Here is a 15,628-nt window from a genome sequence, read left to right as displayed (position 1 = left end):
AATTGAGCAGGATCAGGTGGAAAGCCGGATCGCCAGTGGCGATCCGGCTTTCGTCTCCGCCGAACCCGATCAGAGCAGACCGTCGCCGAGACCCAGCAGCCCGCCGCCGGCCGACGCGGACGCGTCGGCGTGGACCCCGGAGTCGCCGCTCACACCACCGTTGACGTCACCGGTCACGCTGCCCACCGTGCCGGTGACGCCGGAGACGACGCCGTCCACCTGGTGCGTCACGCCGCCCACCGTGGACGACACGTCGACCTGCGGGACCAGGCCGCCGGAGCCGCTGACGCCGAGCCCGCCCAGGGTGTCGGTCACACCGAGCCCGCCGAGGGTGTCGTCCACGCCGAGCGAGTCGACGACCCCGCCGACCTGGCCGTAGGTGCCCGAGAGCGGGCCGCCGAGCAGGCCGTCCGGGGTGCCGAGCAGGCCGGCGTCGGTACCGTCGAGCAGGGCGTCCGGGTTGCCGGCGATGCCGGCCACGTCACCGACCGCCGGGTCGGCCACGGTGTCCACCGCACCCACCACGTCGGCGTCGAGGGTGTGCGCCACGTCGTGCACCCCGGTCACGTCGGTCTCGATGCCGCTCGGCCCGATGCCGAGGCCGATCCCCGGCAGCACCGTCGCCCCGGCGGCGACGCTCGTCGGGTCGACGGCGATGGCGCCCAGCACACCCGCCTTGACGTCCACTCCGGAGTAGGAGCTGCTGATGGTGATGTCCTGCGGCACGGCCTGGAGTTGGGCGACCACGTCGGTGGTGTCGGCCAGCAGCGGGTCGAGCCCGAGCTGCCCGGCCACTGGGGCCACCGGGGCCAGCCCGTGCACCGGGGCGTAGTCGACGACCAGCGGAACCACGTCCTGCACGTCGGCGGCGGTGATGTCGGTGAGCCCGGCGGCCTGCAGCGCGCCCTCCGGGTCGAGGTCGAACGCCGACTTGGCGTCAGGGTTGGTCAGCAGGTTGAGCACGAAGTCGTGCAGGGTCTGGTCCATGTGCCGGTTTCTCCTCGGACGTTGGCGTCAGCGACCGTGATCGTCGACAGGGACGCTATGGCCGCGGACGGCATCCGGTCATCGGGGATCGGCCCGCAATCCGCCCCGCCGGATTAGGGTGCCCACCGCCTCGTACGTTAGGGGGACTGGGGGAACCGGGCCGGCCAGATTTAGGGTCCCGATGCGGGAGCGATCTCTGGTACGAACGTAGGAGCCCACGGGGTGTCGCCGGGGGTGGGTCGCCGCACGGTGCCGACACCGTCGCCACCGGCCGGCCAACTCACGGTGAAGGAAGATTGCGGATGCCGTACGTCCTGGGGATCGACATCGGAAGCACCAACACCGCGGCCAGCGTGGCCCGGCGGCGGGGTGCGACCTGGGCGCGACCCGAGGTGGTCGCGCTGGACGGCGGGTCGGTGACCGCGCCGTCGGTGTTGCACCTGGCAGCCGACGGGACGCTCGTGGTCGGTGAACCCCCCGCCGAGGACGGGAGCCGGACCGCACGCGGGTTCGTCCGCCGGGTCGGCGACGACGTTCCCCTGCTGCTCGGCGGCGAGGCCTGCCCGCCGCAGATGCTGACCGCGCTGCTGGCGGCGTGGGTGGTGGAACGGGTCCTCGACCGGGAGGGTGAGCCCGCCGAGGCCGTCGTGCTCAGCCACCCCGCGGGCTGGGGTCGGCACCGGCGCGAGCTGCTGCACGAGGCGCTGTGGCAGTTCGGCCTGGGTAACGTGACGCTGCTGCCCCGTACGGTGACGGTGGCGGAGAGCCACGCGGCGCGCGGCTTCCCGGGCAGCGCGGCGGCCGTCTACGCCCTGGGCGGCAACACCTTCGAGGCGGCCCTGGTCCGCCGCACCCCCCGCGGCACGTACGAGACGTTCGGCCTGCCGCAGGGGCTGGACTGGATCGGCGGCGCCGACTTCGACGAGGCGCTGGCCGAGCACGTGCGTACCGTGCTCGCCCGGGAACTCGCCGCGGCCGGACCTCGGCAGACGCATGCCACGCTGCGCGCGCTGCTGCCCGAGTGCGACCGGGCCAAGCGGGAACTGACCGTCGGCACGGAGACCGACGTGCTGCTGACCCTGCCGACCGGGCCGGTCCGGGTGCCGGTGAGCCGGGTGCGGTTCGAGGACATGATCCGGCCGGCCGTGCAGGCGACCGTCGACCTGCTGACCCGGACCGTCCACTCCGCCGGGCTGCTGCCGGCGCAGCTCGACGGCGTCCTGCTCGCCGGCGGCTCCACCCGTATCCCCCTGGTGGTCGAGCTGCTCGCCGCGGCCTTCCCGGTACCGGTGGAGGTGGAGCCCGATCCGCAGCTGACCGCCGCCACCGGCGCGGCGCTGGCCGCCTGCCAGGTGGTGTCGCCCCGTCCGCGCCGGCCGGAGCCGGACCGCGGGCCCGCCCCGGCCGTCGGGGCCGGACGGGCCGCCGCCCCGGCGGTCCCGGCGCTGCGTGGACCTGAGCACGACCGTTCCGCCCGCAGCGAGCCACCACCCCGTCCCCCGGTCCGGATCACCCCGCTGGAACTGCCGAAGGCCTCCCGCCTGGTGCTGGCCCGCGGCCGGGGACGTGAAGGATGACCACCATGATCATGAGCAGCGTCGCCGGGTCCCGGCTGGTGCTGGACCGGGGACCACAGGCCCTGCTCGACGCGGTCGCGGCCGATCCGGACGCGCCGCTCGCGCTCGGCGTGACCGGGCCGGGCGGTCACGGCCGCAGCGCGTATCTCCAGGAGCTGGCCCGGGTCCACCGGCGGGCCGGAAGCACGGTGCTGGAGAGCGCCCCCGACCGACCCGAGGAGATCGAGCCGGACGACGTGCTGGTGGTCGACGACGCGCACCTGCTCGACGACGCCCGGCTCCGGGCGCTGCGCGAACTGGTGCTCACCCGCCGGCACCGCCTCGCCGTCGGGTACCGGCCGTGGCCCCGGCCGGCGGCGCTGGTCGAGTTGGCCGACGCCCTCCGGCGGGACGGGCACCTGGTGCCGCTCACCCCGTTCACCCGGGAGCGGACCGCCGCCTACCTCAGCGCGGTGCCGGAGGTCGGCCGACGGCCCGACCTGGTCGACTTCGTGCACGGGCAGACCGCCGGCGTTCCCCGCGACGTCGAGCGGCTGGTCCGCGGCCTGCGTGGGACGGAGATCCCGGCGGGCGTCCCGACCGAGCCGCCCCGGCAGGCCGTCCTCCAGTTCGGACCGGATCTGGAGGACCTGGCACCCGACGTCCGCCGGCTCCTGCTCGCCGTCGCCGCCGGCGTACCGCTGCCGGTGGACCTGCTCGGGGCGCTGCTGGGCCGCGAGCCAGGTGACGTGGACGCGCTGATCGCCGCGGCCCGGGCGGCCGGCCTGCTCGGCGCGGACGGCCGACTCGCCCCGATCGTGCGGCGCGCGGTGACCGCGCTCAGCCCGGCCGCCGACCGCGGAGCCGTGTGGCGTCGGCTCACCGAGCTGCAGCTCGCCCGGGGTGGGCCGGTGCTTCCGCTGGTCCGCTCGCTGTACGCGGCGCACGTGGCCGCCGACTGTCCGGCGCCGACACTGGCGGCCGCGGCGGAGGAGGCGCTGGCCGGCGAGCCGGCCCTCGCGGCGGAGCTGTTCGCGGCGGCCACGGCCGCCGGGCGGCCGGCCGCGGTCCGACAGGCCGTGGCCGCGGCACTGGCCGGCGACCTGGACACCGCCCTCCGGCTGGCCGACCGACTCCTCGCCACGGCCGCCCCGGCCGACCGGGCGGAGGCGGCGGCGGTCGCCGCGACCGCGCTGGCGCACCGTGGTCAGGTCGGTCGCAGCGTCGAGCTGTACCGATGGTCGGGTACGCCCTCGGCGGAGTCCTTCGCCGCCGTCGGCGCGCTCGCGGCCGGCCGCCCGGCCGACGTGACGCCCCCGTCCGGGGACGACCGGGCGGGTGGACCGCCCACCCTGCACGCCAGCGCCGCCCGGCTGATGGCCGACGGAATCCGGGACAGCGTCGCCGGCCCACCGACCGCCGCGCTCTCCACCCTCGTGCAGGCGGCCGCACTGCTGGAGCCGGCCGGCCGGGCGGCGCTCCTGCCCGACAGCCCGGCGGCGCTCGCCGCGTTGACCGGCCTGCACTGCGGCGAACTGGACATCGCCGAGCGGGTGCTCGACCGCGCCGCCACCAGCGGGACGGGCGGCCCCCTGATGGCCCGCCGCCACCGGTTGCTGCAGGCGTGGATCGCGATGGTCCGGGGCCGTACCGTCGTCGCGGCCGACCACCTCGCGGCGGTGACCGGCGACGGCCGGCCGCTCGAGTCCCGGGACCTGCTCTTCGCCTCCGCGCTCGAGCTGGGGATCGCCCGGCGCAACAGCGACCTCGGCGCGCTCCAGCGCCGATGGGGGCACGCGCTGGAGGCCGTCGTCCGCCACCCCGTCGACCTGTTCACGCTGCTGCCGCTGGGCGAGCTGGCCATCGCCGGGGCCCGGCTGGGCGACCTCGGCCGGCTGGAGCCGTACCTGCGGGAGGCACGCCTGCTGCTGGCCCGGCTCGGCGACCCGCCGCTGTGGAGCACCCCCCTGCACTGGAGCGGACTGCACGCGGCGATCCTGGCCGAGGAGCCGGCAGTCGCGGACGGCCACGTGGCCGCCCTGCTCGCCGCCGCGGACCACAACCGGTACGCGGCCGTGGTCGCCGCGGCCGCCGCCGCCTGGGTGGACGTGCTGCGCGGGATGGTCGACCCGGTCCGGGTGGAGGCCGCCGCCCGCGGTCTGCACGACGCCGGTCTGTGCTGGGACGGCGCCCGCCTCGCCGGGCAGGCAGCGATCCGCACGTCGGACCGGCGGGCGATGACCACGCTGCTCGACTGCGCCCGGATGCTGCAGGGCCGGCCGGCGGGGGCGAAGGCCGGGCAGCAGCCGGCGTCCGTCGACGCCCTCGCCGGTCCGGCCCCGAACCGGCTCAGCGACCGGGAACGGGAGGTCGCCGAGCTGGTGCTGGCCGGGTTGACCTACCGGGAGATCGGGGACCGGCTGTTCATCTCCGCCAAGACCGTCGAGCACCACGTCGCCCGGATGCGGTCCCGGCTCGACTGCGCCAACCGGACGGAGCTGCTGGCCCTGCTGCGGACGATCCTGGCCGACCGGTCGGGCCAGGCGGCCGCGCAGCCCTGGCCGGAACGGTCCGCGTCGTGAGCCGGCCCCGGACCGGCGACCACGGCATGCGGACCCGGCTCGCCGCACTGGCGGTTGTCCTGATCACGCTCTGGTCGTACGCGGCGTATCTGACCGCCCGGGACGCGGCCGACCTGCTCCGGGTACGGGCGCTGGCCCAGGCCCTCGGCCAACCCACCGACCGGCTGATCGTCGAGCTTCAGGTCGAGCGCCGGCTCACCGCCCGGACGGTCGCCGAGGGCCGGGCGGGTTCCGCGCTGGCCGGGGCACGCGACGGCACCGACCGCGCGGTCGCCGGGCTGCGCGCCTCCGCCGCCGACGACCTCGGGCTGCTCACCGCCGGCGTCCGGGAGCGGGCCGATGAACTCATCCGGCAGCTGGGTGGGTTGGCCGGCCTCCGGGCGGTGGCCGACGCCGGCCGGGCCGACGCGGTCGCCGGCTACGACCGGCTGATCGACACCGCCTTCACCGTGTACGGCCCGGAATGGAGCGCGCGGGACAGCCCGCCGGCCGTTGAGACCCGGGCGATCGTCGCGCTGGCCCGGGCCCGGGAGCTGCTCGCCCGGGAGGACACGCTGCTCACCGCCGCGCTGGCCGGCGACCGGATCACCGCCGACGACCGGCGCCGCCTCGCCGAGCTGGTCGCGAACCAGCGGTACGCCCGCGGCGAGGCCGTCGCCGGACTGCCGGCGGCCGACCGGAACAGCTACCAGGCGCTGGTGGACGGTATTCGCTTCACCGGCCTGCTGTCCCTGGAGGACGCACTGCTCCGCGCCGACGACGGCCAGCCGGTGGTCACCGAGGAGGACTGGCGCGCTACGGCGGACGCGGCCCTGACCGGGCTGCAGGAGTTCGTGCGGGCCACCGCCCGCAAGAGTGCCGAGCGGGCCACGCCGGACGCGGCCCTGGTGGTCGTCCGCACCGGCGCCGTGCTGGGGCTCGGCCTGATCACGGTGCTCGCCCTGCTCCTCACCTGGACCGGCACCGTCCGCCGGCTGATCGGGTGGCGGGACCCGTCCGCGCTGCCGGCCGGACCCGACCGGACCGAGCACGCCACCCGGGAGCTGTTCCTGCGGCTCACCCAGCGCAACCAGGTGCTGCTGCGCGACCAGCTCACCCTGCTCGACGCGATGGAGCGGCGGGAGTCCTCGGCGGCGGAGACCGCCGACCTGTTCCAGCTCGACCACCTCGCCGCCCGGCTCCGGCGCAACGTCGAGAAGCTGATCATCCTCGGCGGCGCGACGCCGGCCCGGCGCTGGCGGCGGCCGGTGCCGCTGCTCGAGGTGGCGCGCGGCGCGATGGCTGAGGTCGCGGACTACCAGCGGGTGCTGGTCGCACCGCACTGGCCCTGGTCCCTCGCCGGGCCCGCCGTCACTCCGGTCGTCCACCTGCTGGCCGAGCTGATCGAGAACGCACTCCGGTGCTCACCGGCGGACACCACGGTGCGGGTCGCCGGTGAGCCCGAGGCGGAGGGCTGCGCCATCGTGGTCACCGACGACGGACCGGGCCTGAGCGTGACCGACCTGGCCGAGGCGAACGAGCTGCTTGCCGACCCGCCCGTCGGCCTGCCCGTCGGCCGGGCCGGGCTCCACTCCGCTGCGCTGCTCGCCGCGCGCTGCGGCGCCCAGGTCTCGCTGCGGTCCGGCTCGCGCGGCGGCACGGCGGCGGTCGTGCTGCTCCCCGCCGGCCTGGTCACGCCGACCGCGCCGCAGCCGGCAACCGCCGGGCCGCACCCCGCTTCGATGCGGGAGCCAGGTGAGAACGGCGACGAACTGCCGGTGCCGGCCCACGGTGGACCACCGCCGCCCCGGCTCGACATCGCCGACCCCACGCAGATGGCCACCACGACCGCAGCAGAGGACGACAGATGATCCCCCACAATGGCGCCCCGGACGACCTGGAACGGTCCTCGACGGCGACGAGCGGAGACGCAAATGCCGACGGCCGGCGACCCTGACGAGGCGTGGTACGACGACGACACCGGGCTCCTGGCCCGGCCGTACGTGGTGGCCCGGGCGGCCGGCGCGGACGACGGCCGGCGTCTCGATCTCATCACGGTGGTCGTGGCCCGGGCCGCGGTTCCGGCGGCCACGCCGCTCTTTCCCGAGCAGGCGCGAATCCTCGAGCTGTGCCGGCGGCCACTGTCGGTGGCCGAGGTCGGCGCGCAACTGGACCTGCCGCTGGGTACGGTTCGGGTACTGCTCGGTGAGCTGCTGGACGCCGGACTGATCGAGACGCACGTGTCGCCGACGCTGTCCGAGCTGCCGTCCCGGGAGCTACTCGAAGCGATGCTCACCGGGCTGCAGGCGCTGTGACCAACGGCGTGGGCCGGGGACGCGCATACGGTGAAGGATCTGAGGGAGAAGAGCACGTGCCGTCATCACCGCCCCAGCCACGGCGGACCGTAGCGGTCATCCTGCTCGACCGGACCGTGGCCCTGGCCGGGCACGCGCGGCGCGCCCTCGGCGGCCTCGGGGCTTCGTCCCGGCGTACCTGGGTCCTGCTGGCCGCCTCGCTGGTGGTCCTGGTCGCGACGGCGGCCTCCGTCGTCCTGGTCGTGCGGACGCCGGAACGGCTGGCCCCGGTGGCCCTCGACCCGCCGCCGGACGTCGCCCTGCCCACGGACCCCGCGGTCGGTGGGCCCGACCCGCACGCCAGGCCGGCCGCCTCCAGCCCGGCGGCGGCGAGGCGGACGACGACCGCGGCGGGCCCGCCGGTCGGCGCGGCGGCCCCGCCGGCGACGGCACCGTCCGCGCGCACCCCGTCAGCGGCGGCGGGGTCGAGCACCCCGGCCGCGTTGCGTGCCGCCTTCGCCATCGAGGAGCGCGCCCTGCTCAGCTACGGCGCCGACGTGACCATCAGCAACGCCGGTCGGACGAGGGTGACGAGCTGGACCATGGTCATCACGCTGCCTCGGGAATCCCTCGAAGTCTCCTCGGTCAGCGGCGCCCGAGCCACCCGCGCGGGCGCGACCTGGACGTTCGTGCCGGACGGGACGACCGCAGAGGTGGCGGCCGGCAGCTCCGTCCAGGTCACCTTCCGGGTCAGCGGCGCGCCGATCAGCTCGACTCCCACGGCCTGCACCATCGACGGCGCGGCCTGCACCGGCCTGCCCGACTGACGGCTGGCGGCTGGCGGCTGGCGGCTGGTGAGATCAGCGGCGGCCGCCCCCGGACGGGTGACGCCGACCGAGCAGACAGCGGTGCGCCGTGACCGCTGGCTAAGCTCAGCGACGTTGCGTCGCGGCAACGGAACACCAGCTGACCGCTCCGCTCGCACGGCAGCCGCTTGCCTGATCGGGCTGCACGGCGGCGACAGCCGCCGTCGATTCCTCTGGTGGATGCGGAGGGCGTCTGATGGACCCGGGCATGTTCCCGGCTCCGCTCTGGGCCTGGGCCGCGATCGGGGCCGTCATCGCCGTCATGCTCGCGGTGGACATGCTCTCCCACCGCGACAACCACGTGATCGAGCTGCGGGAAGCGCTGATCTGGAGCGCCGTCTGGATCGCCGCCGGACTGGCCTTCGGCCTGATCGTCTGGGTGGGGTGGGGCGGCGAGCCGGCGGTCGCGTACTACTCCGGCTACCTGCTGGAGAAGGCGCTCTCCATCGACAACGTCTTCGTCTTCGCGCTGCTGTTCGGCTACTTCCGGGTGCCCGAGGGATACCAGCACAAGGTGTTGTTCTGGGGTGTGATCGGCGCGCTCGCGTTCCGACTGGTCTTCATCTTCGCCGGAGCGGAACTGCTGCACCGGTTGGCCTTCGCCGGGTTCGTGCTCGGGGCGTTCCTGATCTGGACCGGGTGGCGCCTGGCGGTGCGGGGCGAGCCCGACGTCGACCCCGACCGCAACGTCGTGGTCCGGTTCTTCCGACGGATGGTACCGACCGAGCAGCGGTACCACGGCGGCCGGTTCACCGTCCGGGTCGACGGCCGGCGGCGGGCAACGCTGCTGCTGGTGGCGCTGGTGGCGATCGAGGCGACCGACGTGGTCTTCGCGATCGACTCCGTGGCGGCGATCCTGGCCATCACCACCAACACCTTCCTGGTCTGGACGGCGACGGCGTTCGCCGTGCTGGGGCTGCGCAGCCTCTACTTCTGTCTGGCCGGACTGCTGCGGCACTTCGGTTACCTGCGTTACGGGCTGGCGGTGCTGCTGGCGTTCGCCGGGGCGAAGCTGATCCTGGCCGAGACGCCGGTGGGCACGCTGCCGCTCTGGCTCACCCTGCTGGTGGTGGTGGTGACCCTGTCGGTTTCGATCGGCTGGAGCGTGCTGTCGGCCCGCCGGGACCGGCGCCGCCACGCCGGCGGCTGAGGAGCCGCGCGTCACCTGGCGTAGTAGAAGTCGGCGGCCTCTTCCGCACCGTCCGGGTCGAAGCGGCCGGTCCAGGAGTGCGGGCCGGTCCGCTGCACCGAGGTGAACGTCGAGGTGAACGTCTTCAGGCCGGTCGGGTCGGCCCAGTCGAAGCGCAGGAAGGGGTCGTCCCGCTTCACCCGCTTCAGGTCGACGTGCACCCAGTCCTTCTCGTCGGACGGCCGTAGGTAGCTGTCGGTTCCGATCACGATCCGGCTGCCCGCCGAGGGATACTTCCCGCCGGTGACGGCGATCGTCGACTGGAAGCGGCGCGCCTTGGGGTCGAAGACACCACTGCCCTTGACGCTCTCCCTCTCGGGCAGGTCGCCGCGCACCGCGTACCGGTGGGCGACGCCCTGCGACCGCCGCAACGCCTCGACCAACTCGGCCCGCGCGGTGTCGGCGTCGGAGACGGCGCGGCGCTGCCGGTCCGGACCGGCGACTCGGCCCGGGTGGGTTCCGCCGACCCGGTGCATCCACCCGCGACGAGCAGGACGCCGGCCAGACCCAGCGTGAACAGCGTGGTGCGATGGTTCATGGTGATTCCCCGTGGCGGCCGGCCGGGCGGCCGGAACGAGGGCACGATAGCGAACGATCGGTGCTGGGGGTGGCCCCTGGCCACCCTCGGCGGCCGGGCCCGGTCCTCGTCGCTCAGCCGTCGATGTCGACGATGACCTTGCCGGCACTGGTGGCGCCGGCGACCAGCGCGTGGGCGTCCATGACCGTGTCGAGCGTGAACCGCCGTGGGTCCAGCCGTGGCCGCAGCGCCCCGGCGTCGGCCAGGGTCGCGGCCTCCCGCAGGATCTCGCCATGGTGCTCACGACCGTGCCCGGTCAGCATCGGCAGCAGGGTGAACACCCCGGAGTAGCTCGCGCCCCGGAACGACAGCGGCGCGAGCGAGTGCGACCCCCAGCCCAGCGCGCTGACGACGTGCCCGTGGTAGGTACGCACCGCGGCGAACGACGCGTCGAGTGTCGCGCCGCCGACGTTGTCGGCGATGATGTCGAAACCTTCACCCGCGGTGTACCTGCCGACGTACTCCTCGACGCTGGTCGACGTGTAGTCGATCGGCACCGCACCGAGGCTCTCGATCACGCCCATGCTCGCCGGCGCGCCCGTCGCGTACACCTCGGCGCCGCGGGCCAGGGCAAGTTGGACGCCGACGTGGCCGACGCCGCCGGCACCGCCGTGGACCAGTACCTTCTGCCCGGCGCTGACCCCGGCCCGATCGACCAGCCCCTCCCAGGAGGTGATCACGGCCAGCGGCAGCGCGGCGGCCGCACGCATCGACAGCGTCCGCGGCTTGCGCGCCAGCAGGCGGGCGTCCACGGCGGCGTACTCGGCCAGCGAGCCCTGCAGGTCGCCCACCCCGCCGGTGAGCCCGTACACCTCATCGCCCAGCTCGAAGCCGGTCACCTCCGGGCCCAGCGCGGCGACGACGCCGGCGAGGTCCAGGCCGAGCACCGCCGGCAGTTCGATGCGCGCGTGCGGGGCCTTCCCGGCCTGGATCTTCGTGTCGAGCGGGACCCCACTGGCCACGACACGCACGAGCACCTGACCGGCGCCGGCGACGGGTTGGTCGATCTGTTCGGCCCTCAGCGGGGTATTGAACTCTCGAAGCACTGCGGCAAGCATGACTCTCCACACCGTCCTCGACGAGGCGTCAGGCGGACGCTGCATGACTGGATTGCCACCCGGGCGGCTTCTGGGCGGCTACCGAACCCCGATGCATCCTCAACCTGGCCGTACTCGTTCCGCTTCCTGCTCCGCGAGCCAGTCGTCGAAGGTCATCGGTGCTATCCGGGCGTCCGGTCCCGGCAGTAGCACGTTTCCTGCCATGTCCGCGCCGAGGATCGCCTCCCAGGTGGGGACGATCTTCATGTCACGTCCCAACACCTGGTGGGTCCGGCGCGCCATGTCCACGAGGTCGTGACGATCGGGGCCGGCCACACCAGGGTGGCGTCCCTGCGGTGGGCCACCTGCGGCCACCGTCAGGAATTCGGCGACGTCAGCCGGCGCGATCGGCTGGACGAGCAGTGGCGCGAGGTAGGCGGTGCCGTCCCGTTCGGTCCAGCTGGCCACCGTCGCGCCGAAGTCGAAGAACTGGGTGGCCGGCACGATGGTCCACGGCACCGGTCCGGTGGACACCAGGCGCTCCTGCTCGCGCTTGCCGGAATAGTGCGCGGTTCCCGCGATGCGGTGTACCTCGACGATCGAGAGCACCACGTGGTGTCGTACCCCCGCCTGCTGCTCCGCCCTCAGCAGGTTCTGCGTGGTGGTGGCGAAGTACCTCGCCGTGGCCTCGCGGTCGGCGGGTGGCGCGCTGATCGCATCGACGACGACGTCGACGCCGCTCAGGGCCTCGTCCAGCCCCCGTCCGGTCAGCAGGTCGACGCCGTGCGACCGGCTGATGGGTACCGGGTCGTGCCCGTGACGGCGCAGGGCCGTCACGGTGAGGGACCCGATGTTGCCGGATGCGCCGGCGACCGCCACCCGCATGGTGCGCTCCTGTCTCAGATCCGGTGCGAGGCGCAGCGGACGTGACAACCAGACGCGGGATCGCCGCCGTACCTGACGACCCAGGACCTGGCCGGCCCGCGCGACAGCGCCTCGATGAGTGGTCGAGCCGGCGCCCGCCCGACCGCACCCGCTGGCCGAGCGGGCTCGATGCCATGACAGCGCGGTGGTCGACGGCCTCGCGTGAGCTACAGGGTAGGAGCGGTCGAGGTGCCGCGTGGCGCGAATCGGGATGCTCGCGGGATGTGACCCAGGTCACTCAGGTTGAACTTTCGTCCGCCGGCCACGTCCGGAGCACCCGGATACCTCTCGCGTTCATCCAGGGAGAATGATGCGCTCAATTCGCAAGATATCGGCGCTGGCACTGCTGGTGCTCGGCGTCTCGGCGGCGGCTCCGGGGGGTGTGCCGGCATCGGCGCAGCCCGGGGCCGCGAAGCCGACGACCACACCCAAGGTCGCGGCCGAGCCCCGGACGGTCACTCTGCTCACCGGCGACACCGTCCACCTCGGCACCGTGAACGGCCAGACGACCGTCGACGTGGTGCCGGGCAAGGGACGGGAACGGATCCCGTTCATCACCCACAGCGCCGGCAAGGACGTGCGGGTCATCCCCGCGGACGCCGTCGGCCTGCTCAACCGGGGCAAGCTCGACACGCGGCTCTTCGACATCTCGAAGCTGGTCGAGTTCGGCTACGACGACACCCGGGCCACCCTGCCGCTCATCGTCCAACACGGCAGCGGCGCCGCCGCCGGCCTCGCCGGCGCCCGGACCACCCGCCAGCTCTCCGGGGCGAGCGCTGTCGCGGAGAGCCGCGCGGACGCGGTGGCCTTCTGGAACACCGTCACGTCCGCCGGGAGTGGCACCGAGCGGCAGCTGCGGGCCGGATTCGACAAGATCTGGCTCGACGGGCTGCGCCAGCCGACCCTCGACGTCAGCGTCCCGCTGACCGGCGCGCCGCAGGCCTGGCAGGCCGGCTGGACGGGAACGGGGGTGAAGGTCGGCGTCATCGACACCGGCGTCGACCAGACCCACCCCGACCTGGCCGGCCGCGTCGCCGCCGCGGAGAATTTCACCGCCGAACCGGACGCCCTCGACCGGGTCGGCCACGGTACCCACGTCGCCTCCACCATCGCCGGCAACGCGGCCGCGTCGCAGGGCCGGCACAAGGGCGTGGCGCCCGGCGCGACCCTCTACAGCGCCAAGGTCTGCATGGCGGAGGGCTGCCCGGAGTCGGCGATCCTGGCCGGCATGACCTGGGCGGCGGAGCAGGGCGTCAAGGTCGCCAACATGAGCCTCGGCGGCCCGGACAGCCCGGGGACCGACCCGATCGAGGCGGCCCTGACCGACCTCACTTCCCGCTACGGGGTGCTCTTCGTCGTCTCCGCGGGCAACAGCGGCGAGGCCGGCGAGTCCACGGTGAGCTCGCCCGGCGGTGTGGCCGAGGCGCTGACCGTGGGCGCCGTGAGCAAGACGGGCGAGCTGGCCGAGTTCTCCAGCCGGGGGCCGCGCGCGGGCGACGCCGGCATCAAGCCGGACATCACCGCTCCCGGCGTCGGCATCGTCGCCGCCCGCAGCTCGACCTCCGACCTGTGGCCAAACGACGAGAACCCGCAGTACGCCAGCCTCAACGGCACCTCGATGGCGGCTCCGCACGTGGCCGGCGCGGCGGCGATCCTGACCCAGCAGCACCCGGACTGGACGCCTGACCGGATCAAGTCCACGCTGATGGCGGCCGCGCAGCCGAACGCCGGCATCGGTGTCTACGAGCAGGGCGCCGGCTTCCTCGACGTCGCCCGGGCGATCCAGCAGACCGTCACGGCGAGCCCGGTCAGCGTCGCCTTCGAGCGGACCACCGCGGCGCAGCAGCAGACGATCACGTACGCGAACAGCGGCTCTTCCGCCCTCACCCTGGCCGTCTCCCTCGACGCCAAGGACGCCGGGGGCGCCCCGGCGCCGGCCGGCCTGTTCAGCCTCAGCGCCTCCTCGGTGACGGTCCCGGCCGGCGGCACCACCACCGTGACCGTCACCGTGCAGGCCGGCGCCGACCTGCCCGACCGCTACTTCGGCGGAGAGGTGACCGCCACCGGCGGCGGCGCGCAGGTGCAGACCCCGGTCGCGCTCGACATCGCCCGCCACGATCTGGCCCTCAAGCTCATCGGGCCGGACGGTGGAGCGCCCACGCCCGAGCAGGGCTGGGTGACCGTCCTGACCGACCTGGACCGGCAGACCATCCAGGTGTTCGGCGACCTCGCGACCACCGGGTACCGGGTCCGCGCGGGCCGCTACCTGGTCCAGACCTACCTGGTGAGCGGCGACGACGTCATCACGCTGGTACGCCCGAGCCTCGACCTGACCACGGACCAGGCGCTCACCATGGACGCCCGCCTGGCGAAGCCGATCTCGGTGTCCGTGCCGAATTCGAAGGCCACCGCGGTCCACCAGGAGTTCGGCTGGACGATCCGGACCGAGGAGCCGCAGATCTGGGGCAGCAACGACCTGTACGGCGTGCTGATGAACATCCCCTTCGACCACCTGCGGACCGCGCAGATCGGGGCCGGCGAGACGCCCGGCTTCGTCTCCTACGTCAACGGCATGTGGGGCCAGGTGGCCCAGGACTACAGCCTGCACAACAGCCCGTACGTCTACCGGGTCTACCTGTACGAGCCGGAGAAGATGATGACCGGGCTGACCCGCAACCTGCGCGCGGGCGACTTCGCCACGGTCCGCTCCCAGATCAGCGCGGACGTGGCCGGCGTGCCGGTTGCGCGGCTCGCGCGCGCACACGCGCCCGGCAACTCGCCGGTCTACCGCACCGAGCGCGTAGGCCCGCCGAGCTTCACCTACGACGTGCCGAGCACCATCACCGAGTACTACAACCAGGACAAGAAGGCGGTGTGGCAGTCGACCTCGGGCCAGCCGCGGTACACGTACTACGAGTCGGCGTGGACCAGCTTCCGGCCCGGGCGCACGTACACGGTGAAGTGGGCCAACGCGGTGGCCGGGCCGGTCTTCCCGGAGCCGAACTTCGGCCAGCAGTTCGCCACCCGCTACTGGGGCGACCTGATCGGCGGGCCGGGGCCGCTGCACGGCGACGGCACCGGGCACATGGGCTTCCGGCATGTGCGCGGCGGCAGCGTGGAGGTCAACCTCTACCGCAACGGGGTCAAGGTCGGCGACGCGAACCAGACGCCCTGGGTGTGGAACGTACCGGCGGAGACGGGTGACTACCGGCTGGCGGCGACGTTCCGCAGCGACCCGGCGTTCACCCTGTCGACGGTGGTCGACGCGGAGTGGACCTTCAAGTCCGGGCACGTGGGCGACGGCGAACTGGTGAAGCTGCCGATGACGGCGATCCGGTACACCCCGGAGCTCGACATCGACAACCGGGCGCCGGCCGGCCGGCTGTTCCGGATCCCGTTCTCGCTCGACCGTCAGATCGGGGCGGCACCGGGCCAGACCAGGACCTTGACCGTCGAGGCGTCCTTCGACGACGGCGAGACCTGGCAGGAGCTGACCGTGCAGCGGTCCGGCGAGAAGGCGGTCGCCTGGGTGCGCAACCCGGCCGGCACCGGCTTCGTCTCGCTGCGCGCCGCCGCGACGGACACCAGCGGTAACACGGTCAAGCAGACCGTCATCCGCGCCTACCGGTACTGAGAA

Annotated in this window: 11 protein-coding genes; 7 read left to right on the top strand and 4 right to left on the bottom strand. The window is 74.0% G+C overall.

What is annotated here, in order from left to right:
* Positions 1-69: 69 nt before the first annotated feature.
* On the bottom strand, positions 70-987 hold the full coding sequence (locus KBX37_RS35405) for an IniB N-terminal domain-containing protein (protein ID WP_210774567.1): 918 nt from the start codon (positions 985-987) through the stop codon (positions 70-72).
* A 302-nt stretch (positions 988-1,289) separates the two neighbouring features.
* On the opposite strand from KBX37_RS35405, the gene KBX37_RS04060 reads away from it, so the two are divergent.
* From KBX37_RS04060 to KBX37_RS04035, 6 genes are all read left to right on the top strand, one after another.
* Positions 1,290-2,564, top strand: a complete 1,275-nt coding sequence (locus KBX37_RS04060; protein ID WP_210774566.1) for an Hsp70 family protein — start codon at positions 1,290-1,292, stop codon at positions 2,562-2,564.
* Entirely contained in the window at positions 2,561-5,125 is a 2,565-nt protein-coding gene (locus KBX37_RS04055; RefSeq protein ID WP_210774565.1) for a helix-turn-helix transcriptional regulator, read from the top strand. The genes KBX37_RS04060 and KBX37_RS04055 overlap by 4 nt, the downstream gene beginning before the upstream one ends.
* On the top strand, positions 5,122-6,975 hold the full coding sequence (locus tag KBX37_RS04050) for a nitrate- and nitrite sensing domain-containing protein (protein WP_210774564.1): 1,854 nt from the start codon (positions 5,122-5,124) through the stop codon (positions 6,973-6,975). Before KBX37_RS04055 ends, KBX37_RS04050 begins: the two co-directional genes overlap by 4 nt.
* Positions 6,976-7,038: 63 nt before the next feature.
* Positions 7,039-7,419 carry a DUF742 domain-containing protein gene (locus KBX37_RS04045; protein ID WP_210774563.1) on the top strand — a complete coding sequence of 127 codons (381 nt, stop codon included), beginning with the start codon at positions 7,039-7,041 and terminating at the stop codon, positions 7,417-7,419.
* 56 nt (positions 7,420-7,475) lie between these two features.
* A complete protein-coding gene (locus tag KBX37_RS35525) occupies positions 7,476-8,225 on the top strand; it encodes a cellulose binding domain-containing protein (RefSeq protein ID WP_210774562.1) in 750 nt (249 codons plus the stop codon).
* A 247-nt stretch (positions 8,226-8,472) separates the two neighbouring features.
* Positions 8,473-9,414, top strand: a complete 942-nt coding sequence (locus KBX37_RS04035; protein WP_210774561.1) for a TerC/Alx family metal homeostasis membrane protein — start codon at positions 8,473-8,475, stop codon at positions 9,412-9,414.
* A gap of 11 nt (positions 9,415-9,425) precedes the next feature.
* Here KBX37_RS04035 and KBX37_RS04030 read toward each other — a convergent pair whose 3' ends face one another.
* From KBX37_RS04030 to KBX37_RS04020, 3 genes are all read right to left on the bottom strand, one after another.
* Positions 9,426-9,929 (bottom strand): hypothetical protein, encoded by a 504-nt coding sequence (locus tag KBX37_RS04030; RefSeq protein ID WP_210774560.1) that lies wholly within the window; start codon positions 9,927-9,929, stop codon positions 9,426-9,428.
* Between the two features lie 175 nt (positions 9,930-10,104).
* Positions 10,105-11,088 carry a zinc-dependent alcohol dehydrogenase family protein gene (locus tag KBX37_RS04025; RefSeq protein ID WP_247656996.1) on the bottom strand — a complete coding sequence of 328 codons (984 nt, stop codon included), beginning with the start codon at positions 11,086-11,088 and terminating at the stop codon, positions 10,105-10,107.
* A gap of 99 nt (positions 11,089-11,187) precedes the next feature.
* Positions 11,188-11,952, bottom strand: a complete 765-nt coding sequence (locus KBX37_RS04020) for an SDR family oxidoreductase (protein WP_210774558.1) — start codon at positions 11,950-11,952, stop codon at positions 11,188-11,190.
* 349 nt (positions 11,953-12,301) lie between these two features.
* On the opposite strand from KBX37_RS04020, the gene KBX37_RS04015 reads away from it, so the two are divergent.
* Complete coding sequence (locus KBX37_RS04015; protein ID WP_210774557.1) at positions 12,302-15,625, top strand: S8 family serine peptidase; 3,324 nt, start codon at positions 12,302-12,304, stop codon at positions 15,623-15,625.
* Positions 15,626-15,628 lie beyond the last annotated feature (3 nt).

The organism is Micromonospora sp. U56 (genome assembly GCF_018070095.1).
GTDB classification, from domain to species: domain Bacteria; phylum Actinomycetota; class Actinomycetes; order Mycobacteriales; family Micromonosporaceae; genus Micromonospora; species Micromonospora purpureochromogenes.
The sequence above is the reverse complement of the archived record's forward strand: the minus strand, read 5'-3'. Positions and strand labels throughout refer to the sequence as shown.

What these genes read in the sequence shown, in the direction of transcription:
- KBX37_RS04025 (WP_247656996.1), bottom strand. Translation starts at nt 11,088, where the DNA reads ATGCTTGCCGCAGTGCTTCGAGAGTTCAATACCCCGCTGAGGGCCGAA.
- KBX37_RS04030 (WP_210774560.1), bottom strand. Translation starts at nt 9,929, where the DNA reads ATGCACCGGGTCGGCGGAACCCACCCGGGCCGAGTCGCCGGTCCGGAC.
- KBX37_RS04055 (WP_210774565.1), top strand. Translation starts at nt 2,561, where the DNA reads ATGACCACCATGATCATGAGCAGCGTCGCCGGGTCCCGGCTGGTGCTG.
- KBX37_RS04020 (WP_210774558.1), bottom strand. Translation starts at nt 11,952, where the DNA reads ATGCGGGTGGCGGTCGCCGGCGCATCCGGCAACATCGGGTCCCTCACC.
- KBX37_RS35405 (WP_210774567.1), bottom strand. Translation starts at nt 987, where the DNA reads ATGGACCAGACCCTGCACGACTTCGTGCTCAACCTGCTGACCAACCCT.
- KBX37_RS04060 (WP_210774566.1), top strand. Translation starts at nt 1,290, where the DNA reads ATGCCGTACGTCCTGGGGATCGACATCGGAAGCACCAACACCGCGGCC.
- KBX37_RS04045 (WP_210774563.1), top strand. Translation starts at nt 7,039, where the DNA reads ATGCCGACGGCCGGCGACCCTGACGAGGCGTGGTACGACGACGACACC.
- KBX37_RS04035 (WP_210774561.1), top strand. Translation starts at nt 8,473, where the DNA reads ATGTTCCCGGCTCCGCTCTGGGCCTGGGCCGCGATCGGGGCCGTCATC.
- KBX37_RS04015 (WP_210774557.1), top strand. Translation starts at nt 12,302, where the DNA reads ATGCGCTCAATTCGCAAGATATCGGCGCTGGCACTGCTGGTGCTCGGC.